This is a genomic window from Allorhizocola rhizosphaerae (assembly GCF_003426775.1).
Lineage (GTDB): Bacteria > Actinomycetota > Actinomycetes > Mycobacteriales > Micromonosporaceae > Allorhizocola > Allorhizocola rhizosphaerae.
The window spans coordinates 1-21,122 of sequence record NZ_QJUG01000150.1 but is presented as its reverse complement, the minus strand read 5'-3'; the positions used below and the strand labels follow the sequence as shown (position 1 = coordinate 21,122).

The 21,122-nt window shown below is 64.7% G+C and carries 14 protein-coding genes and 1 pseudogene; 9 read left to right on the top strand and 6 right to left on the bottom strand.

The window, feature by feature from the left end; genetic code table 11:
- The first annotated feature begins 333 nt into the window (after positions 1-333).
- On the top strand, positions 334-738 hold the full coding sequence (locus DM816_RS27740; protein ID WP_117213339.1) for a hypothetical protein: 405 nt from the start codon (positions 334-336) through the stop codon (positions 736-738).
- A 5-nt stretch (positions 739-743) separates the two neighbouring features.
- Here the strand turns inward: DM816_RS27740 and DM816_RS27735 are convergent, their stop codons facing one another.
- The 5 genes from DM816_RS27735 to DM816_RS27715 all read right to left on the bottom strand — a co-directional run bounded on the left by DM816_RS27735 (position 744) and on the right by DM816_RS27715 (position 7,618).
- Positions 744-1,778: a tyrosine-type recombinase/integrase gene (locus tag DM816_RS27735; protein ID WP_117213338.1), complete on the bottom strand. Its 1,035-nt coding sequence runs from the start codon at positions 1,776-1,778 to the stop codon at positions 744-746.
- Positions 1,775-2,236 carry a hypothetical protein gene (locus DM816_RS44695; protein ID WP_246002297.1) on the bottom strand — a complete coding sequence of 154 codons (462 nt, stop codon included), beginning with the start codon at positions 2,234-2,236 and terminating at the stop codon, positions 1,775-1,777. Before DM816_RS44695 ends, DM816_RS27735 begins: the two co-directional genes overlap by 4 nt.
- Positions 2,237-2,649: 413 nt before the next feature.
- Entirely contained in the window at positions 2,650-5,856 is a 3,207-nt protein-coding gene (locus tag DM816_RS27725) for an ATP-binding protein (protein ID WP_117213337.1), read from the bottom strand.
- The gene (locus DM816_RS27720) at positions 5,853-6,569 is read right to left on the bottom strand and encodes a hypothetical protein (protein ID WP_117213336.1); all 717 of its coding nucleotides are present in this window, start codon (positions 6,567-6,569) and stop codon (positions 5,853-5,855) included. Before DM816_RS27720 ends, DM816_RS27725 begins: the two co-directional genes overlap by 4 nt.
- 20 nt (positions 6,570-6,589) lie before the next feature.
- Positions 6,590-7,618: an endonuclease domain-containing protein gene (locus tag DM816_RS27715; protein WP_117213335.1), complete on the bottom strand. Its 1,029-nt coding sequence runs from the start codon at positions 7,616-7,618 to the stop codon at positions 6,590-6,592.
- 420 nt (positions 7,619-8,038) lie between these two features.
- Between DM816_RS27715 and DM816_RS27710 the strand changes: the two genes are divergently transcribed.
- The 8 genes and pseudogenes from DM816_RS27710 to DM816_RS45945 all read left to right on the top strand — a co-directional run.
- The gene (locus tag DM816_RS27710) at positions 8,039-9,439 is read left to right on the top strand and encodes a TIGR02710 family CRISPR-associated CARF protein (RefSeq protein WP_246002299.1); all 1,401 of its coding nucleotides are present in this window, start codon (positions 8,039-8,041) and stop codon (positions 9,437-9,439) included.
- A complete protein-coding gene (locus DM816_RS27705) occupies positions 9,436-12,705 on the top strand; it encodes a DEAD/DEAH box helicase (RefSeq protein ID WP_117213333.1) in 3,270 nt (1,089 codons plus the stop codon). The genes DM816_RS27710 and DM816_RS27705 overlap by 4 nt, the downstream gene beginning before the upstream one ends.
- The gene (locus DM816_RS27700) at positions 12,702-13,877 is read left to right on the top strand and encodes a hypothetical protein (protein ID WP_117213332.1); all 1,176 of its coding nucleotides are present in this window, start codon (positions 12,702-12,704) and stop codon (positions 13,875-13,877) included. The genes DM816_RS27705 and DM816_RS27700 overlap by 4 nt, the downstream gene beginning before the upstream one ends.
- Entirely contained in the window at positions 13,870-15,402 is a 1,533-nt protein-coding gene (locus tag DM816_RS27695) for a phospholipase D-like domain-containing protein (RefSeq protein ID WP_117213331.1), read from the top strand. Before DM816_RS27700 ends, DM816_RS27695 begins: the two co-directional genes overlap by 8 nt.
- A gap of 273 nt (positions 15,403-15,675) precedes the next feature.
- A complete protein-coding gene (locus DM816_RS27690) occupies positions 15,676-17,169 on the top strand; it encodes a recombinase family protein (protein ID WP_246002294.1) in 1,494 nt (497 codons plus the stop codon).
- A gap of 282 nt (positions 17,170-17,451) precedes the next feature.
- Positions 17,452-18,924: a recombinase family protein gene (locus DM816_RS27685; protein WP_246002293.1), complete on the top strand. Its 1,473-nt coding sequence runs from the start codon at positions 17,452-17,454 to the stop codon at positions 18,922-18,924.
- 43 nt (positions 18,925-18,967) lie between these two features.
- Positions 18,968-19,918, top strand: a complete 951-nt coding sequence (locus DM816_RS27680; protein WP_117213328.1) for a hypothetical protein — start codon at positions 18,968-18,970, stop codon at positions 19,916-19,918.
- 253 nt (positions 19,919-20,171) lie between these two features.
- Positions 20,172-20,288, top strand: a pseudogene (locus DM816_RS45945) (tRNA (guanosine(46)-N7)-methyltransferase TrmB); the annotation flags it as partial.
- A 125-nt stretch (positions 20,289-20,413) separates the two neighbouring features.
- On the opposite strand, the gene DM816_RS27670 reads toward DM816_RS45945, so the two are convergent.
- Positions 20,414-20,824: a VOC family protein gene (locus tag DM816_RS27670; protein WP_117213327.1), complete on the bottom strand. Its 411-nt coding sequence runs from the start codon at positions 20,822-20,824 to the stop codon at positions 20,414-20,416.
- Positions 20,825-21,122 lie beyond the last annotated feature (298 nt).

The window sequence follows — 21,122 nt, the reverse complement described above, 5'->3', positions numbered from 1 at the left end:
GCCCGACCCGCCGACCTCACCCGGATACAACACTGGTCCGCCTGGCGCCGACACCACCAAGCCCGAGCACGCGCCAGCCACTACAAACGCCGGCACCAACTCGAATCAACCTGGTCAAGCCATAACCCGTGACTGCCGTACTAACGAAACTGCTGGTGGCTACCGAAAGTATGTCCACGCCGACGGCAGTGAAGTTTGGATTAGACCCAATGGTGAGGTAATGAGACTGGGTCCCAAGGTCGATCGTGGGCCGAATACACCAAACTATCGTGACCGATACGGCCCCGACGGGCTACCGACAGATTCGCATTCGACGGGAGAGATAATACTCAGATGAGCGTTTTCGACGAAGTGCGTCGGCTGATTACGTCCTGCGAGGGATATACGATTCATCTACTGGATCTCTCGCTCGTCGATGGATCTGACGCGCTTGAGCTTGGGCTGCACTGGGGCATCTCCAAGCCCGACATGGTCATCTCTTTCCGGCGAATTTACTACATGGCAATTGGGAGATCGCCCAACGATGACATACCGCTTCTTGACAAAATAGAAGCCACAGAGCTGGCTCCGGATGACAGCGCCTGGCCAGATGACCTTGACAAAAAAATGAATCTTGTCAGAACCACCGATCTCCCGAATATGCTCTGGCTCCGAACGGAAGGCCCAGTGAGGCTCGAAGTTGTGGCCGCGATGGTCTCGATTCATCAAGAAGTGGGTAGTTCGAAAATGATTCGATAACTGAGCTAGCAAGCAAGCGGATGCGGCTCCCCGGTGAGCGCAGCGAGTGCCGCAGCAACCTCCTGTGTATCCGCCCTAACGTAGGTGGCGGTACTCCCCACATCGTTTCCTCGATCGTTGTGACCCGCGTAGGCGCGGGCAACGGCATATCCGAAGTTGCGCTCCACCCATGTGAGGATGGTGTGCCGGATCCAGTGCGTGCTGATCCATTGCACCGCAACCCATGGAAGTACCTCGCCGAGGCGTTCCCACAGCCCGTCGTACCTGCGGTAGGTGATCTGACGCCCATTGCGGTACCGCAACAGACGACCGGCAAGAGGCGCGTTTCGTTCGATGACGTGTTGTTTGAGATGGCCCATGAGCGTCGGCGACACCGGCTGCCAGCGTTCCGTCTCGCCCTTCTCGCGCAGGCGGATCAGGCACTGTTCCTCGTCGAGATCCATCGGGCGCAGGTTGAGCGCTCCGCCGCGGCGGCAGGCGGTCTCTTCGTGGAGGCGCAGGATAAGTGAGTCAAGTTCTGGGTCGTCGCCGGTTGTTGCTGCTGCATGGTTGATCTCGGCAAGACGGTCGTCCTTGATCGCACGGCGATTGCTTGCTTGCCGCTTCGGCTTGGCCACCTTTGCCGCGGGGTTCTGAGCAGCGCTTATGTAGCCTTCAGCTACCGCCCGTCGATAGAGGCAGCGCATGGCGGCCACGAAGTTCTCCTCAGAACCCGCACCGCCGCGGCCATTGCGGCGTTCCACCCGGCCAGCACGGACCTGCTTGCCCAGCGTCTCGATCTCCAGCGGGCTGGGTTCGTCCAACCGCCGTTGCCCCCACTTATCAACGACCCGATTCCAATAGCTCCCATACGCCTTGAGCGTCCCCGCAGTCGTCGCAGAGGCGACTCGCGGGACGAACTCGGCGAAGGTCGGCACGTCCGGCCGGCTCGAGGCTGCTCCGGCGATCAGGTCCTCGGGAGCCACACCTAGCTTGGACAGCAGCAGAAGAGCGGCCTCCAGTTCCGGCTGGCCAACCTTGGCCACGGCCTGAACCGTCATGCCGAATCACCTCCCAATGCGTCCGCATGCGCTCGGGAGATCATCTCGTCGAGAGCACTGGGAAGGTGTATGACGAGCCTTTGGCCTTCAGGATCACCAACCACAAGCAGCCGTGTGCCCGCGTCGAGGCCATGCCACTGACGTAGCGGGAACGGGAGCCGTAGATGTCCTTGGTCGCTGACGGTGAAGGCCCCTTCCTCGTCGCTAACGACGAGGATCATGCCTGCAATCACCCGGTAGCTGATGCGGGTTCCTGACTGCCACCCGACCACCTTCATGGCGGTACGCGCGATGACGCGACCCCACTGATCAATTGCGGCCAAGTCGTAGGCCATCGTCCGAGTAGGCCGATCGGGCAGGCTGGGCATCGCAAGCCGCCGGTTGCCGAGCCCTGCTGCCCGGCGCCCCTCAATCGGCATCTTCGGCAGGGTGAGTGCGGAGACGAGAGAGCTAGTCATCTCGGCCGCCTCCCCTCGCTGGCGGAGAGAAGCAGTTTGCGGAAGGCGAGATAGAAGGGTGCTTGAGTGGGCTTGAACCCATGTACGTCGTGACTAGCACGCATGCTGGGGAAAAGTGTCCGAGGATCGACACAAACCAATACCCAACAGGGTCCGATCCTGTCGGCGTTGATCCCGTTGGTCTAAAGCCTTCGTTCTTGCGGCGTTCCTGCTCGACCCGGTTTGGGAAGGAATGGAACGCCGCCCTTTGGGTTCAACGCCTTGCTGGGTGCTGCTACGCAACGACTATTCCCGGGACCTGCAACAGTCCATCTTGTCACCCTACAGTGGATGCCGCCGTATCGCTGAATCGGTCCGACACAACGGTTGCAGGAATGGGATCGATGGACAAAGCACCTGGCGTGTGAGTCGCACTAGATCTTGGCTGCGTGTCCGGCGGCTTGTCGACCACGGTATGCGCGTTCGATGACCTCCTCGGGGGTCAACGGCGAGCTCGGATGATGGCTAAGACAAAGTGGGGTCTTGACCTTTTCGAAGCCGCTGCCTTCACCGGCGACATAGAATTCGCCGCGTGACAGTGCGCCAATGTCAGTCATGGAACTGCCTCTGGCCTGTGCGACCTCGCGGGCTGCTGCAATTTGGACCTGTGCGCCAAGTTGTCCGTAAAACTGTGTCGTCGCGTTGCCGGGGATGCGGTTGTGCAACCCTTTCGGAGCCTGCGTCGCGAAGACCATTCCGAGGCCATACTTGCGGGCCTGCGAAACCAGCTGAAGTGTGCTCTCTGTGCACGGGGTATTCCCGCTGGAGGGTGCAAAGTTCTGCGCCTCATCCATCACGAGCAGCCCACCGAGCGGACGGTTGCCGGCCGGGTGTCGCTTGATCCAGGCGAACAATGCGGTCTGTAGCTGGTTGACGAAAGCCTGCTGCTGGTCAGGGCTATGCAGACCGACGAAGCTGATCACCGAAATGCGGGCCTGCTTTCCGTTCGACGGAGTGAGTAGGACGCCCGGGTCCATCGCAGTGCCACCGCCGCCGAACAACGGATCATTGATGCGTACTGCGCTCAGGGTCTCGCTCATTTCCCCGGCGAGTTTCGGTCCGCTGATCATGTCGGTCGATAGTTCGGGGAGGTCGTTCAGGAGCTGGATGAACGTGTTCAGGTCGGACGTACCGTTTCGCTGCGCGAAATGGTACAGCGCAGAGCGCAGTACCGCCTGACCGCGTACCGCCTTCGCGGTCGCACCATTCATCCGCGCTCGGGGAGCCAGCGCCGCGACCGCGATGTCGACGGCCGCCCGCAGCTCGTCCGGATCATGCCGGACCGCTTCGAAGTTCGGCAGCGGTTGGAACGTCACCGGATTACCGCGCGTGATCATCGGCGTCCAGATGACCACCTCGGTGCCAGCGAGGTAGCGGGCCGCCTTCTCCGCGTCGTCTGGTCCCCAAGCGTCTGGGGGAGCGGGCCACGGGTCGCCGAGCCGGGCGAGGTCGTTGTTCGGGTCGAGCACGATCGACGACACGCCGCCGAGCGCGCACTCTTCAATGATGCGACGGATTAGTACGGTCTTACCCGAGCCCGACCCGGCGAAGATTGCGGTGTGCTTACGCAGTGACTCCAATGGGATCGTCTGAGTTGATCCATCTGCGAACCTGGTCCCGATTGGGAAGGACCGGATCGTCTCAACGGTCTCCCAGGGCCGGGGAATGTCGGATGCGGACTTCGGCGTGTCCTTTGCCGCAGTGAGTTCTGCGGTCGAGATTGTCGGCTCTTGCTGACTCTCGACCTCTTCGATGCGTGGCTCGGCTGAGGCAGTCGTACCGGCGAAGATTTCCCTCAGTAACCGTGTCGTGCTCGCGGGCCGCGACGCGGCGAGCCATTCGTCGAGACCGGCCGGCTGCTCGTCGAAGAGCTGGCGCAGTGCGGCGAACACCTTGAGGTCCTGATCGTCCACGGTGAGCGAGATACCGCCCTTGCTCCAGAATTCCTGGACCATCCTGAACGTCTTGTCGCCCAGGTTCCAGGTGTCGTTCCGTAACAACACGACGCGCCGATCGTCGACTCCCGCCGTCAGCCCGGCCGCGCTGCAAGCCTTTTTGAGGCGCGCGCGCACAGCTCCGTGGTGCTTCGACGAGATCCCTCGAATGGCCCAGTGACGCTCCTCCTCGGTCTCCTCGTTCAGCACCTCGCGGAGACGGGCGTGGAGGGGCGGCCCATCGCCGGCTACAGGGTCAAGCTGGTACACCGCACTGTGCGGCTGCTCCAGAATCCACGCCCGCAGTCCTGCGTCAAGCAACGCCGAGAGTTCGACGTCTTCTGTTGCCTGCTGGAGCGCGCCATCGACCTGCGCGTTGCTCACCAGCTTGTCGAAGCGGGCGTCGAGTGTTTCGTTGTCTACCTGGATCTTGGGCGGAATGGAGTCCGGCCATGCCTCGATCTCTTCGAGCGTTGCCGTTCCCGGCACCTGCCCTGTGGCGAGGCAATGCCTTACCTGTTTGGTGACCAATCGGAGCAGGAGGCGAGCTGTGTAGTTGCCCGCCGCGTCGAGGGCGCTCTTTTCCATCGGCCAGACGTCGTAGGGCGGTGCGAAGCCGACATTCGCCCAATGGGCATGTAGATGCTTCTCAACGATGGCCCGACCGATCGTGGCGCTGGCGATCCGACCGATCGCGGCAGACTCTCGGAAGCGGTCGCCGAAAGGGTTCGCTGTATTACCGAGCAGGAGCTGCCACGTTGCGGGGATGCAGGCCACAATGATGAGAGCCCGGGTGGCGACCTGGCGTAGACCGACTAGGCCGTCGCCGATCTGGGCGATCATGACCTTTTGGTCGAGAGGAATCTCGCCACCGGATCCGGCCCATGGGCCAAGCGCCTTCGCGAACAACATGTCGAGCTGGTCGAACGCAATTACGGCGGGGCCGGTCACAGCAAGCAAACGGAAGACGTCTTCAACGAGGAGTCGCGGAGGCCGAGCGGTAGCTGGCATTCCCCAGTGGGTCCACTCGGGCCAGTCAGTACCGTCCAGTGATGCCATGTATCCGTCGGCCACATCCTGCGCTGCGTAGTTGGAGGAGGCCATTAGGACGAGCGCTCGGGCGGTGTGCTGGGTCTCGCGACCGAGTGTGTCGTCGTAGTCGCGCAACGCGCGCACGAACCGATCCAGCACCTCCCGGGTCAATATCCCGTCGCCGCAGATCACATCGCGGTCTTCGGTTGACATGGCAACCTCGGACGTAATGCAGCGAAGGAACTTCACGAGCTGCGACCGCCAGCCATAGCTTGTGCGTCGGAGACCGCTGGTCACCGCCATGGCGACGGTTTGCCAGAACTCGATCTCGCTGTAAAGACTGACCAGGAAGAAGTATCCGCTTTCGTCGTTCTGCGTCCGCTCCCTCACCATGCCGAGCATGTGCGTCTTTCCCGAGCCGGCCGGTCCCTGAACGATCACACCCTGCGGCGTACCCGAATTTCGTCGAGCCATCGACACGCCATCGAAGATGCTGTCCACTATCGCCTGGTGAAGCGTGGCGACGTGGCTGTCGGATTTGCGCCAGACATCGTTCGGTACAGGGAGGAGGTTGAAGGCCAGCGTCGAAAGGGCATGGCGTTCAGCTTCGTTCATGCTTCCTCGATCCGAATCGCGTGGTTTTCCTCACCGCCGAATCGAAGCGCCATTTCATGGTCACGGGCATCCAAAGCATTGCGGTTGTCCCATGGAATGAGCTGCACCCCGGGCTGCATGGCAAGCGACTTTAAGGCGTTGTCTATCTCGGTGCGGTCCTGACCGCGGAGTTGATCATGGATGTCGACCAGCCGGACCCATTCGCCTGGCCTCGTGGACAACGTCCGGTAGGCCTTCCGAACGAGGTCCTGAACGGATGTGGAATCGGGCATTGCTGAGGCAGTCTCGGAGGTCGAGGATTCCTCGGCATCGGAGGGACGGAAGAAGCTGTCCGGCTGTAACCCGTTTGCCTCCAGCGCGCGGTTGACGCCGGCCAGTACGGCAAACAGCGCCGGTGCGGCCAATCCAGTGGTCGCAGGCCGTGCAGTCATGATCTCTCGCGCGCGGCTCCATCCAGCCTTGTTGATCACATATGTCTCGCGGGGCCGTTTGGTCACGGGGTGGCGGGTGCTCCCCACATCGACCAACTTCTCCTGTTTCAGCCAGCCGATTGCGTCACTCAGGCTGGTGGATCCCAGAATCTCTTCCAGCTCCCATCGGGCGAGCGTTTGCCGTTCCACCATGAGAACCGCGAAGATCGCGATCGCGCCGGCGGTCAGCTTCTTCTGCCCAGTCGCCTTCTTATCTTTGGTCGGCTTTTCTTTGGTTGGCATAGCTGGTCGGGCCTCTCGGACTAAGGATTGCGGCGCTTCTGGAGCAGATCGCGAATCGTGTGTAGGACGTGCGACAGGTCGTGGTCGATCTGCTCGTTGGTGAAGCGTAGGACTGCATAGTCGTGCAAGAGAAGTGTCGCGTCGCGGCGGCGGTCAGACTCGTACATGGCGGCGCCCCGATGTTCCGGACCGTCTACCTCGACGATCACCTGTTCGGCCGGCCAGCGGACGTCGGGAAAGACGGCCGGATACAGGGCGCCGAGATCGAGGCTCCGGTTCCAGATATGAAGACCCGCCCAGTTCACCACTGCAAGTCGCTGAGCCAGTTTCGCCTCGCGGCCGGGCTTCGGCTGTCCTTCGATGGCTAACCGGATCGGTGCCGCGTCTGCGTTCGGTGGACTGTTGACGAGGGCCGTGGGCGGTGCCCCCATGTTGACTGGCCAGGTGGTGATCCAGTCGACCGACGACAGGGGGTTGCCCACCAACCAGACAGCTAGGGCGCTGTGCTCAGTAAGCCACCTGCCGACGCCAGCCAACACTTGCTGCTCGTGGGCGGCGAGATTCGGCGGTACGGTCAACACCAGTGCTGCCCGCGACCGGTCGAGGCTGCGTGCGATCACGCGGGCAAGTCCGGCCGCACGATGCTGATTAAGGATCGCCGAACCATTCGTCGGGCGACCTCGCAACGCATGCACCGCTAGCTCCGCGAGGAACGGGCCAAAGTCCTCACCTGCCGCTGCGAGTGAACTTGCGGCGGCACGAACAGCTGCTTCGTTAGCGCCCTGCGCTCCGACGATTCCGACCGCGCCCGGCAACCATGCAGGAAAGAGTTCGATTGCCGCGCGTTCGAGCGAAGTGAGGACGTCTGATATGCAAGCAGCGGCGCTCGTCACATCGACCGGCGGCGAGAAGATGACTGCGGGCGCCTGGACAGGAAGCGGATCGAGAATCGAAGCAAGATCGTCGGCGGATACGCCCGTCAAGGCCACGACCGGAAGGCCGCGAATCTGTTCCCACCATTGAGAACCGGAAAGGGTGGCGGGAGTCATTCCGGCACTCTATCGAATGGATGACAAGTTATCTTCCACCGTTCGTCCCAGCGCTCTGACACGGCTGGCGCATATGGATCACTCCGCGGTTCATTGGACTGTCTGTCCGCTGGCAGCTCGTTTCGAGGCTGGTGATAAAGGTCGATTCAGGTACATGGTTTGTTGCCATGGCGGTTGTTCGGTTGCCGGGAGACGTGTGTCAGATTCCGGCCCTTTCCTCGACTCCCGGGCATGCCTTTCGTGACCGTTGTAGGAGGCGAGTTGGCCGAGGCTCCGGACTGCTCGTCCAACACTGCGGCGTCGATGCCGAGCTTACGGTATCGGTGAGGAGTCCGGTACAGCGATCACGGTCTACACGTTGTAGTGTCGGCGGCCGTGGGGTCAGACGAATCGGAATCGTTTGCTGGCCGTGTGGAGACGATGCGTCGTATCGAGCGCGGTGAGGAGCGTTATGGCGACGGTAGCCCGGCTCTGCAGGCGACCGCGTACTACCTCGATCATCTGCTGTCTGAGGCGGTGGAGAGAGCCCGGGCGGCCAGCGAGTTGCCCAAACGGAATGTTGATGTGCTGATCAGCTTGTGCGGATTCGCGGCCACGCCCACGGTGTTGACCTATGAGTTGCTGCGCCCGCGTCGGCTGGTGGTGATCACGTCGCGCGACGCGCCGGACAGCGTTGATCTGATCGGTCAGCGGTTAGTAGCGCCGGGTCGGCTGCGGTTTCAGGACTTCCGGCACGTGCCGGTCGATGCCAGTGATCCGCTGGACATGTATCAGAACATTGCCAGGGAGCTGTCAGGGCGTGATGGTCGGCATGCGGTCATCGATATTACCGGTGGCCGGAAGGTGATGAGCGCGGCGGCGGCGCTGGCCGCTTGGCAGCTCAATCTCGGGCTGACCTATATCGAGAACCAGTTCGACCCGGTGACTCGCCAACTGCGTCACGGTGAGGTCCGGTTGATCGCGCTGGACAACCCGACGACGTTGTTCGGGGAGCAGGAGTTGGCGCGGGCGCTGGAGACGTTTCGGTCCGGTGCTTTCGAGGCTGCTCGAAGTCGCTATGACGAGATCGCCGAGCGTATCGCGATGCCTGGCAAGGCTCGCCTGATGCGTGCGCTTGCGGAGCTGTACCGCACCTGGTGTGATCTGGATCTGGCCGCGCTGCCGGCGGTGGTGGCCGGTGTGGAGGCCAGCCTGAGTCAGGGGCGTCGCGAGGTGACTCCGGCGACGGCCGCGGTGATCGACCGGCAGTTGGCATTCGTACGGCAATTGGCCGCCGGGGACCATACCGCATTCGTGGTGTGTTTTTACGTGCTCGGGCTGCACTATCAGCGGCTTGGTCGGCACGACTTCGCCGCGCTGCTGTTCTACCGCACCATCGAGGCGTGCCTGACCACTCGGCTGCGGAACCGGTATCCGGGCTTCGATCCGGACAACTGCGATTGGGCGTTGCTGGGCGGTACGGAGGCCGTCCGGGCCAATTACGCGAAGGTGTCCCGCTCACTGACCCCGCCCGCTCCAGCCGGGTTGCCCGCGAGGTTGACGCTGTTCAACGCCGCTATCCTGCTGGCTTCACTGGACGACGATGTCGCCAAGCGTACCGGCCTGATCGCCGCGCAGCGCCTGAACGATCTGCGGGACCGCACCTGGGCGCGGAACAAGTCGGTGCTGGCACACGGCACCGAGACGATCTCCGACGTACACACCGAGTCGCTACGACAAGAGGCAGTCGGACTACTCGCTGCCTACTGGCATCTGCACGGTGACGGCGAAGATATCGACGAGCTCTGTCGGGGCCTGCGCTTTCTGCGGGACGACAAATGACCGGGTTGCGGATCCCCGAGTCCTGGATTGAGGAGCACTGCCGCACTCTGGAACCGGGCCTGTTCTCAGCCTGCCGGGCCGAACAGCTCCAGGTGTGCCTCTCTTACGGGCCGAAGGCGAAGTGGCTGGCCGAGTACGGCCCCGACGAGGTCGCCCGCGAACTCGCCACCGGCATGCTGGTGGAAGGCATCGACGGAAACGACGGCACATACTACCGGCTGACCGGGCCGACACTGGATGTTTTCGCGCAGCCGCGGGTGGCTCGGGACAGCGGCGTGTGGCAAGGGTATGTGACGTCAGTGAAGCCAGCCCGCGGGCTTGGCCGCGGCGAGACGGTCCGACCGCGGGGCGTGAGGCTGGCGGTGGTGTGGGACGAGGAACCCTGCGACCTGGCCGAGCTGGAGAAGTTCTTCGCCGAAGGACTACGGGTTGTGCAGCGGCGGCGGTCAGCGCGGGACCGGGCGCGGCGGGGGCTCGCTCGCACCGGTCTCGCCGCACGACCGCGCAGCGACCTGCATGCCATGGTGCGCCGCCACTACCAGCCGCTGTTGCAGATGCTGGAGCTGCTCGAACAGCGCAGTAAGGAGGAGGGCACGGTCCGCGGCCGCGGCGTGGTGGTCGGCGAGGACGAGGTGCAGGGCCAGCCGGTGCTGTGGCTACGGCTTGAAACCAAAGCCGGCTTCGCCGAAGGGCGGACGGTCGCGGTGACCGGGCCAGGAATCAAGAGCAACTTGCGGGTGCGCGGCGTCGAGTTCGACGACGGCAACCAGCTGCTGGCACTCGCGGCGCCACGGCAAAACGTCGCCGCGGATACGCGGCTACGGCTGGAACAGCAGGGCCGATTCGCGCTCGGCAAGCACAGCGGCGCCATGCGGAGCTTCCTCGATGAGCGGATCGAGGGCGATTGGGAGCACCTTGCATTGCTACTCTGTGACCCGGAACAGCTGCCGGTCGTCGACATTCCCCGGGGCCGGTGGTACTTCGACGATCGGCTCAATGACGAGCAGCGGGCGGCCGTTGACGGCGCGGTCGGCAGCCCGCACGTCTTCCATGTGCAGGGCCCGCCGGGGACCGGGAAGAGCACGGTCATCACCGAGGTCGTCCGCCAACTCGTCGCGCGCGGTGAGCGGGTGTTGCTGCTGGCGCCAATGCACGTGGCCGTCGACGAAGTGCTACGTCGGCTGGTCGGCAAGCCAGGCATCCTGGCGTTGCGGATCTCGTGGGATCAGTCGCGGGTCGCTCCGGAGCTGCGGGAGTACCTTCCCGAACAGGTCGCCCGCACCTACCTGAAACAGGTCCGCCGGCCAGCAACATCCCAGGCCGGTCGATGGCGAGCCGAGATCGACCAGCTGCGTGGCCAGCACGAGGCAGTCGATGGTTTCCTGTCGGCGACGGCGCGGCACCGGCAGGCCATCGACGCGTGGCATGAGGCCAGGGCCGCGCATGGCCGGTGGCGTACCCAGTTGGCCGAATCGCTGGACGCCGCGCGAGCCGACCATGGCGAGGCGGAGCACGCATTGGCGTACTTCGCCAGCGCTATCCCGCCAGCGGCGGACAATGCCCAGGCACTGCTGGCCAAGCTGCAAGCGGTGCCGGTCGGCCGCCGCATTTGGGCCCGGGTCCAGGGGGTGTTCGGCGCGACCAACGAGATCGCGCAGTTGTCGGCCGCGTCGCGCCAGGCCGACGCGGAGTACCGGCGGCTCTCGCACGACCAGCGAGCGTGGGCCGGGCGGCATGTTGCGACGTCGGCCCGGATTCACGGGCTCGAGGCCGAACGGGCCACCGCCGAGCAAACCCATCAGGCAACGATCGACCGCTGCCGAGCGGCGGTCGAGCAGGCACAGGCCGACACGGATGCGGCCGTCGGTCGGCTGCGCGCGTTGACCGGCCACGACCCCACCGGCGTCGCCGAGGCCGACCTTGCCCGTTGGCGGGACCAACTCGTTGGTGAGATGACCCGTCGCGAGCACCGGATCCGCCTCGAGCAGCGGTGGTTCGAGCTGTCCGGCCTGGTCGGTGGCTCCGAGGAGGCGATGGCCGAACAGGTCGACGCGGACCTGCGGCGATCGGCCAACCTGATCGCTTGCACGACGACGGGCGTCACCAAGGACCTCGGCGACTCGGACTTCGACACGCTGATCGTGGACGAGGCCAGCCGGGTCGTGGACAGCGAGTTCCTGATCGGCGCGGTCCGGGCCCGGCGGTGGGTCCTGGTAGGCGACGAGCATCAGCTCCCACCGTATGTCGAACCGGATGACGAGCACCATCTGCACGCGCTGTCCGCGCTACAGATGGTCGAACGCCGTGCAACGCAAGACATATCGATTGCGGTGGACCACCTTGCCAAGCTGTGGACCGAGGATGAGGACCTGCACCAGTTCCGCACCGATGTGGTACGGCGGACTGCGGAGAACCTAGGTGACAGCGGCGCGTGGCAGCGGGTCTACCGCAGCACGTTCGACGCGGCCTGGCGGCGACTACGGGAACTGAACGACGACGCCGAACAGACCCTGCTGTCGGCGATGCTCGCCCACCTCGTGCGTAGCCTGTTCGAACGATCCGTCGTCACGGCACCGCCACAGCTGCGGCAGCGGCTGGTGGTCCAGCGTCGCATGATCGAGCCGATCGCGGCGCTTGTCAAAGAGCCGGTCTACCACGGCGCCTACGAAACACCGGAGGTCCCGGAGGTCACACCGCTACCGTACGGCGGCACCAACACTCCGGTGGTGTTCGTCGACACCTCCGTGTACGGCGCAAAGGCCAGGGATCGCCAGGTGGGCACCGGCGTGGTCAACGACTTGGAAGCAAAGCTGATCGCTCAGATGTGCCGCTCATGGGAGCAACGGCTACGTCAGTCCGGCGGTGAAAAGGTCAGCGTGAGTGTGCTGACTTTCTACCGGCGGCAGGCGACCGAAATCCGTGCCCAGCTCGGCAGACCACCCAATCGCAGCTTCCGCGCATTGGACTTCGGGGTCATCGACGCGATCGACAAAATCCAGGGGCAGGAAAGCGATCTGGTCTTCGTGTCGTTCTGCCGGACGTTCCCGGGCAACGGCCGCCCCTCAGCCCGGTATGGCCGATGGCTGCAGGACATCCGCCGGCTCAACGTCGCGTGCACCCGGGCCCGCCGCGCTTTGGTCCTCGTCGGTCACGCGCCGACGCTACGCAAACTCAACGGCGTACCAGCGGCGGAGGAGTTCTACCGCAACCTGTTCAGCCTTCTCGCCGAGCGCTCCGACATGGAGATCGCGAAAGGCGTCGGATGACCGAGTTCACCGTTGTCGACCGGCCGGTTGATCCCCCGCCCGGGGCGGTCGCCGTCCTACCCGAGGTCCTAATTGCCATGCGTTGGTGGCGCGGGGTGGCGATGCGACGCGCGGAGCCGGTCGCCATGACGCCGCTGGAACGGTTCACGTTGGAGCTCGCGTTGACCACCGGCCGGGCGGACCCGAACGAGTTCTTCGAGATCACCGGCCTTCCGGGTGCGCTGTTGCCGATCGCAGCCCGACGACTGGTGACCTCCCGCGCGCTGACCCCCGCCGACGGCGGGTATCTGCCCCAGCCGCAGGTCGCCGAACATGCCGCGCGCATTCAAACCGTGTACGAACAACGGCACGCCAGCCTCGACTTCATCTTGCTACCACGCACCGGGGACCTGCTCGCCCTTGATCCGCGATCCTCCGGCCTGAGGGCGGTCGAGGCGCTGCGCCCGCGTTCGGCCGGCAACGCCCCGGTGTCCGCAGGCCTGGTCGGCACCAGCCTTGCCGCCTACCTCCGCACGCGGCTTCAGGACCGCACGGTTGCCGGGATCGGTGACGACATCGTCGAGGTGGGGCAGCTCGCCGCCGAGTCACCACCGATGATCCCCAACGGACTGTGCCCGGTATACCGGTGCCAGGGCGAGCTGCGAGCCGAAGGTGAGCGGTACCTGCCGGTGATCACCCTGCCCGGCAACGGCAACAACGAGCCGGTCTCGCTGGTACTAACCGGTGCCGATGGACTGGCCCGACACTGGCTGGCCCTGGCCGACACCATCAGCGACCCCGCCGTCCTGGCCCGCGCGTGGGCCGTGGTCACCGGCCGCAACACGCACACCGCGCCTCGCGCGCAACGCACCGCGCCAGCCCGATGGACCTGCCGACTGTCGGCCGCCGACGCCAGCCATCTCGCCGGCCGAGGTCGAAACCTGGCGCTGCCGGTCGGAATCGCCATCCACGAGGAGGACGCCGTCATCGAGGTAACCATCGACATTGCCGGAGCGGACCAGGCGGCCGATGCATTGATCGACACCGACCGGATGCTGACCGCGGCCGCCGCGCCCGGCGTCGATACCAGCGCTGTGCCACGCACCCGTGCGGCATGGCAACGGGCTTGGCAGCTGGGTTTCCCTGGCCTGGCCTACGCACTGCGGGAGGCGGAGGACTTCAGCTATGCCTGACGAACTCGACCTGGGGGCATTGACCACCGATGAGGGCTTCTTCCTGCTGAGCCAAACGCCGTCCAAGCCATTCGTCGCCGAGCCCGACGCGGACACGGAGTACCGGCATCGCTTCACCTACCGCGGCTCGGACACGTCAATCAAACAAGCGGCGATCGACCTGATCAACGGTGCTCAACGCAAGATCTTCCTGGCGAGTTTCCGGATCGGCGACCGCGACCTACTCGACGCGCTCTTCGCGGCCGTGGACAGGCTGCACGGCGGGGTGTACGTCATCACCTCATGGACAGAGGACAAACTGCGAAAGGACCTGTCCAGTCTCGAGGATGTCGACGACATCGACGTCCAGGCACAAAAGAAGCGGTTCGACGAGCTTACCCGCCGCGGCATTGCGTTGCGAGGTCACGAGGCCTGTCACGCCAAGTTTCTGGTCGTCGACGACAGCGTCGCGCTGGTGTCCAGTGCCAACCTGGAAACCAGCGCTCTGGCTGACACATCGCGTAAGAAAGCCACCGGCGAGAACGGCGTCGTCATCGCCGATCCCGCTGAGGCAGAGCGGCTGGCCCGGTTCTTCACTCGGCTGTGGTACTCCGGTTGCACCTGGGCTGCGCTACCCGGCGCCGAGTACGCATTGCATGAACGCAGGCCGACCCCCAACCCGGTAACGGCGACGCCGCTCGCCGACGGTCCAGGTGTGATCTGGACACACGCAGACGCCGCCGACAGCGAGCGCGGCATCCTCGGTGCGCTGCACGACGTCATCGGTCGCGCTCGATGCGAGCTGTTGCTCGCCACCTTCAGCCTCGTCGGTATTCGTGACCGCCCAGAACTTCTGCTGAATCCACTACGCCGGGCGATAGCTAACCACCATGTCGACGTGCGGTTGCTTGTCCGGGCCCGCAACAACATCGCCGCCCACCGAGCGGACACCGCCGCGCTCGCCGATCTGGGCGTGACGATCTACGGTGACTCCGACACCCACGCCAAAGGCGTGATCGCCGACGGCCGATACGGTGCGTTGTTCTCCGCCAACTTCGACGCCGAACACGGCCTTTTCGACGGGGTCGAGGTCGGCGTACGACTCGACGGACGGCCGGCCCTGATGGAGGCACACCGTTATTTCCAGCACGCCATGGCCCACGCAGATCTCACATTCGCCGCACGACCGGCACAGCGCGAACTCGACCGTGGACTCGGCGCCCGCTGGCGGCGACGCTGGCCGTTCGACCAGCGAATCACCGTATCGTGCACCGATGCCGACTGGCACAGGCTAGTCGCGACCGCCACCGCCGGACCGGTGCTCTGGGAGGACGACGGCGACAACATCCGCGTGTACGTCGGCGCTATCGCCGTCACACTCAAACCGGTTGCGCCAGCCCGTTTCCACCTGGCCTCGCAGCCAGTGACAACTGAGGCCGCAGCTCGGCTGCGAAGCTGGTTCGACGAACGGCAGACACCCGGCGACACCAAGCCAAGGCGCGGCTGCTGCCCGGCGGTATTGCAGCGCATACGATCCGGTCGATAGCTGAACAAGGCATCGATAGTGGGCCAGCCAGCAGCACCAACGCGGCCTGTATCGCCGACCTGCCACTGACAACCCCACACATTCCGCGAATGCTCCACCGCATTCGGCCGTACGCGACGTTGAGACGGCTCGGGAAGGCGAGGCCACACGCGATGTTGACGCTTCGAGTTACCGGACGCAGTAGCCCGATCGTGTGAGCCAGGACGAACCATGTAATAGCGGACACCCGCGGTCGTCTGATCGGTAACTCGCTCCATCACGATAGGTGGCTCCATGACAGTCGGGATTCCTCACACCGCAACCGGCCTTGCCGCTTGGGCGGCGCAGCAGCAGAAGCTTGTCCCACGCCAGTTCCGGCCGCAGCTTGACGGGATTCGATTCGCGTTCTACGGCCGTATGTCCACGACGGACTTCCAGGACAAGGCATCATCGTGGCGATGGCAACGCAGCTACGCCGAAGAGCTGATCGCCGATCACGGCCGGATTGTAGCCGAGTTCTTCGACGAGGGCGTGTCGCGGCGGGTCGCATGGCCAGATCGCCCTCAAGCGGGTTCGCTCCTCGCGGCACTCGCCGACCCGAACCGCGGGTTCGAAGCGATCGTCGTGGGCGAGTTCGAGCGGGCGTTCCACGGCCAGCAGCTCTCTGAGCTCGCGCCTTTGATGCGACGGCACGAGGTCCAGCTGTGGCTGCCAGAAACTTATGGGCCCGTTGACTTTGGCAATCCGCGTCATCTCGCATTGCTGGATCTGCTCGGCGTCCATTCTCGGCGGGAGATCTCCCGGGCTCGCTATCGGACGACCGCGGCTATGACCGCGCAGGCGCAGCTTCAGGGAAGGCATCTCGGAGGCCGGCCGCCCTACGGGTACATGCTGGTCGACGCGGGCCCGCATCCGAACCGTGCGCATGCCCGCTGGGGACGTCGGCTGCACCGGCTCGAACCCGATCCGGTGACTGCGCCCACCGTTCGTCAGATCTTCGCTCAGCGGCTCGAAGGCCGCAGCGTTGCCAGCATCGCCAGGCAGCTCAACGATGACGGTGTGCCGTGTCCATCTAATGTGGACCGTGAACGTAACCAGCATCGCAGTGGCGAGGCGTGGATGCTGACCACCGTGCTGGCGATCCTGTCCAACCCGCGGTACACCGGGCGGCAGGTGTGGAACCGGCAGCGCACGGAACGCGCCGGGCTTTACCCTTACGGCGCGATCACCAGGCATGAGGAGGTACAGCGGTGGAATCCCTCGCAGCAGTGGGCGATCTCGGAAATGGTCGTGCACCCTCCGCTGGTCAGCGAGGAGGATTTCGTCGCCGTCCAGGACGTCCACACCGCTCCCGTTGCGGCCGACGGGACCACGCGCAGCTACGCGCTGGCTGGTTTGGTGTTCTGTGGGATCTGCGGCCGGGTGATGGACTCGCACTGGGTACACCAGCGGGCCGCCTACCGGTGCCGGCACGGCCACAACAGCACCCGCTCAGCGAACGCCGCCCGTCGCAAGATTCTCTACCTGCGTGAGGACCAGCTGGTCTCGCGTATCCAGCACGAGCGGAACCTTCACCTCGACCATCGGCAGCTACGCGACGCCGATCCGGAGGTTGTCGCCGAGTACTTGGCCACCCACAACATGATCATCGTGTGCGATCACGACAACTGGGTGATCGAGACAGAGGCCGCCACCATCCGGCTCGCACCGAATGTGACGGCGCTGTTTGGGATACCGGCAGTCGGCACAATGGCGGAGAAGTGCCCGAAACGTGAAGGCAAGTCGTGACTTGTGTGGAAATTACGTGTCCGAATCCCAACAGGGTCCGACACTGGCGGCCATGATTCCGTTGATATAGACGTCATTCGCCGCAGATGCGGCAGGGCCAACCCGGCGACGCGACTCGATACGGAGTTGCGTCGTCTTTCGCTTCCACCGCTGGCTGATTCGAGCCGCGAATATTTCAGATCGGCGTAATAGCGATCGGTCCGCTGGGTCTCAACCGCAGAACCCCTATCTCTGCGGAGGTCGAACGTCATGTCGTTGAGCACCTCATCGCCCAGTCACGATGTGCTGACTGACTGGGCCTCACAACGTTGGCTGCCGGTGGCGCGCTCGGGCTCGCACGACACTGTCCCTGCCGGGATACGGTTCGCGTTCTACGGCCGCATGTCCACTGAGGAGTGGCAAGATCCAGCGACGTCGCGGCGGTGGCAATACGACAGCGCCAACGCGCTCGTGGCTGGGCACGGCGCGATCGTGACCGAGTTCTTCGACATCGGTTACACCCGCCGCCGCGGCTGGCACCACCGTCCTCAAGCCGCCGCTCTGCTGAAGCTGCTTGCTGATCGGTGTCGCGGGTTCGATGCGGTCGTGGTCGGCGAGTCCGACCGGGTATTCTACGGCAAGCAGCTGATTCTGCTGGCACCCGTGTTCGCCGAGCATGGTGTCGGGTTGTGGCTGCCGGACATGCACGGCCCGCTCGATATAGGCGATGCGGCCCATCAGGCGGTGCTGCTGGAGATCGGGAAGCACTCGCGCCGGGAGGTCCTGCGCGCCCGGTATCGCACCACGGCGGCGATGCAGGCCCAAGCCCGAGAGGAGGGCCGCTATCTCGGTGGCCGGCCACCTTACGGTTACCGCCTGGCCGATGCCGGTCCGCACCCGAACCGGGCATTCGCCAAGTGGGGACGGCGGCGGCACCGGTTCGAGCCCGATCCAGACACCGCACCCTGGGTGCGGTGGATGTTTGCCCGGCGGCTGGAAGGCTGCAGCTACGCCGGTATCGCCCGTGCGCTCAACGAGGCCGGGGTGCCGTGCCCGTCGGAGGCCGACCCGCAACGCAACCGGCACCGGCACAACCACGCCTGGGCGTTGCGCTCCGTGGCGTCCATTTTGGGTAACCCGCGTTACACCGGCCGCCAGGTCTGGAACCGGCAGAACAAGCAGCACCCCGCAGAAGACGACATCAAGGCACAGCTCGCCGGGCGGCAGCCGCCGCGGCACTGGAACCTTCCCGACGGGTGGGTGATCTCGAAGACGCAGGCGCATCCGGCTCTGGTCAGCGAGCAGGACTTCGTTGCCGCCCAATGCATCCGTGCAGTCCCGCAGCCGGCAGACGGCACAACCCGCACCTACCTGCTCACCGGGCTGCTGCGCTGCGGCGGGTGCGGCCGGAAGATGGAAGGCCACTGGGCACACGGCCGCCCCGGATACCGCTGCCGCCACGGACGCAACAGCGCCAACCCTGCCGCTGGGCAACGGAGCCGCAACCTGTACCGGCGCGAGGACGACCTAATCGGATGCCTCATGGCAGCCGCCCGGCCAAGCGGCCCGCTATCCATGCTCGTCGACAAACTCCTGCCGCCGTCAACCGGCCAGCAGCTCGCCGAGGCGCTTCGCCGGCACCAAGTCTCCATCGTCTGTCGACTCGATGGCCTGACGATCGAACCCGGCGGCCACCGCATCCCGCAGATGTTCACAACCCGACAGCGCGGTACCCGCCTCGACCTGGACTACGCGACGTCCACAGTGGTCGAGTAGGCCGCCTCACCCTGGCATCTGCGGTTTGCGACAATAGTTGGCTATGGCGGCGATGCTCAGCGCGGATGCGTACGCACAGCTCGACTGGCTGTACGAACTCGACACAGCCGGTCACGAACTCAACCCATGGAATCAGGGTCCGGTTCGAGTGCCCGGGAATGTGGAGCGACGGGTATATGAGGAGATCAAGGCAAGCGGGTTCGCGGCTCCATATGGGCAAGAAATGGCCAACGGGTACGCCAATCTGATCAAGCTGACGGCGCTCGGACGCCAGCACATGCAGGACGTTACGCAGTTACGTTCCAACCGGCGTGCCCGCGCTAGCGCCTGCCGCGACCAATTGCTGCGCTGGTACGACCAGCTAACAGAACCGAACGCTTCACCGGCCGACTACGTGGGCAGCAGTGCTGCACACTTCTACGGCACGCCATTCACCCATGAAGAGGCCATGCGAGCCGGTCAGCATCTGGAAGCCGATGGTTATCTTGAGAACACGGGCGCAAGCCTGGCCGGGCCGTCCTACCAGATAACCCTCAAAGGAGAGCGCGTGGCCGAAGAACGGGACGGCAACATCAGTGCCTGGGAGCAGAACCAACGCCCGGCCGGGAACACGACCATTCTCAACGTCAATGCGGGCACCATCAACGGGATGACCACCACCCAGCTCACCAACAGCACCATCGAGGGCAACCTCACCGTCAGCAGCAACAGCAACGCCCAAGTAGACAGGGTGAAGATCACGGAGTGGCTCGACGGCATCCAGCAACTGCTGCCGATGCTTCAGCTGCCATCGGCAGGGGTTGCCCGCATCGAAAATGCAGTCGCGGAACTCCGGACCCAGCTCACAACCGCGCAGGCCGAACCCTCACTTCTGCGCAAGCTGGGCAATCTGGTGATCGAAGCCCTCACCTCAGAGATCGCTGGATCGGCGATTGCCGCAGCACCCCAATGGATCGCAGGTGTAATCGCCACCGGCCAGCAGCTACTTAGCTAACTATATAAGGTGGTCAGCCCGCCGTCGGCGCTTTACATCCGGCCTAACTGGGAAACCAGCCCAGCGAACGAGCGGATAGTGGCTCATCCCAATCGAGGGTGTAGGTGGGGTCTGAAGCCGCCGGTCTCGAGCACGTCGTCGTAGGCCGCGCGCCAGCCCCGCAGCCGGGCCGCCGGCACCCCCGGGGGGAGGCTGAGCAGCTGGTGGTGGATCCGACGTACGTCGGCCGCGATCCGCTCGATCGGAGGGCCGGCTGGTCACCCCACCCTTCGCGGCCCTCGCGGCGAGTCGCCTCCGTCCGGGGGGCGTGTGGCGGCTGGCCACCGACTGGGCCGACTACGCCGAGCAGATGGTGCGGGTGCTCGATGCCGAGCCGGGCCTTCGAGGGTGGCGTGGTCGATCGCTGGGCCGAGCGGCCGGTGACGAGGTTCGAGCGCAAGGGGACTGCCGCCCGGCCGCGGCATCGCCGACCGGGCGCAGCGCGGATCGGGTAGGTCAGCCGCCTCCGGCGATGTTGACCAGCCACGAGGTCCCGAACCGGTCGACGCACATCCCGAACTCGTCGCCCCACGGCTGGGTGGCCAGCTCGACCGTCACGGTCCCTCCGTCCGACAGCGCCTGCCAGTAGCCGCGCAGTTCCTCGGTGTCGTCCCCGCCGAGGCTGACCGCGAGGTTGTTCCCGGGCCGCAACGTCTCGCCCGGCAGCATGTCGGCGGCCATCAGCGTGAGGCCAGACGCTGTTTCCAGCTGGCCGTGCATGACCTGGTCGCCCATGCCGTGGTCGTCGGTGCCAAAGTCGCCGAAGTGGTTGATCGTGAGATCGCCGCCGAACACGTCCTGGTAGAACGCCAGGGCGGCCGAGGCATCACCCGCGAAGCTGAGGTAGGGGTTCAGTCGAGTGGTCATGGACCGACGATAGTCCACCCGTTCGCAGCACCATTGCAACTCGGACCTACGCCCTGAACCGTGACACCATCCCCGCCGTTGTAGGCGGCTGGGCGTTGGTAGGCCAAGGTTTGGCTGCGTTTCTCTTGTTGCAGAAGGAGATCCAGGCGAACACGCCTAGCTTGTTCTTTAAGGTTCGAGAGACCCCGCTGTCGTATGTGGACAGCCCTTGGTCGATCATTCTTCTTGTCGAGGGAAGAACATCAATCATCCAAGGGCTGTCGGTGATAAGTGTGCACGATCCGGTTGTGGGCAAGGC

Coding starts and splice junctions, on each gene's coding strand:
- DM816_RS27725 (WP_117213337.1), bottom strand. CDS start 5,856: ATGAACGAAGCTGAACGCCATGCCCTTTCGACGCTGGCCTTCAACCTC.
- DM816_RS27690 (WP_246002294.1), top strand. CDS start 15,676: ATGACAGTCGGGATTCCTCACACCGCAACCGGCCTTGCCGCTTGGGCG.
- DM816_RS27705 (WP_117213333.1), top strand. CDS start 9,436: ATGACCGGGTTGCGGATCCCCGAGTCCTGGATTGAGGAGCACTGCCGC.
- DM816_RS27710 (WP_246002299.1), top strand. CDS start 8,039: ATGCGTCGTATCGAGCGCGGTGAGGAGCGTTATGGCGACGGTAGCCCG.
- DM816_RS27715 (WP_117213335.1), bottom strand. CDS start 7,618: ATGACTCCCGCCACCCTTTCCGGTTCTCAATGGTGGGAACAGATTCGC.
- DM816_RS44695 (WP_246002297.1), bottom strand. CDS start 2,236: ATGACTAGCTCTCTCGTCTCCGCACTCACCCTGCCGAAGATGCCGATT.
- DM816_RS27735 (WP_117213338.1), bottom strand. CDS start 1,778: ATGACGGTTCAGGCCGTGGCCAAGGTTGGCCAGCCGGAACTGGAGGCC.
- DM816_RS27695 (WP_117213331.1), top strand. CDS start 13,870: ATGCCTGACGAACTCGACCTGGGGGCATTGACCACCGATGAGGGCTTC.
- DM816_RS27680 (WP_117213328.1), top strand. CDS start 18,968: ATGGCGGCGATGCTCAGCGCGGATGCGTACGCACAGCTCGACTGGCTG.
- DM816_RS27740 (WP_117213339.1), top strand. CDS start 334: ATGAGCGTTTTCGACGAAGTGCGTCGGCTGATTACGTCCTGCGAGGGA.
- DM816_RS27670 (WP_117213327.1), bottom strand. CDS start 20,824: ATGACCACTCGACTGAACCCCTACCTCAGCTTCGCGGGTGATGCCTCG.
- DM816_RS27700 (WP_117213332.1), top strand. CDS start 12,702: ATGACCGAGTTCACCGTTGTCGACCGGCCGGTTGATCCCCCGCCCGGG.
- DM816_RS27720 (WP_117213336.1), bottom strand. CDS start 6,569: ATGCCAACCAAAGAAAAGCCGACCAAAGATAAGAAGGCGACTGGGCAG.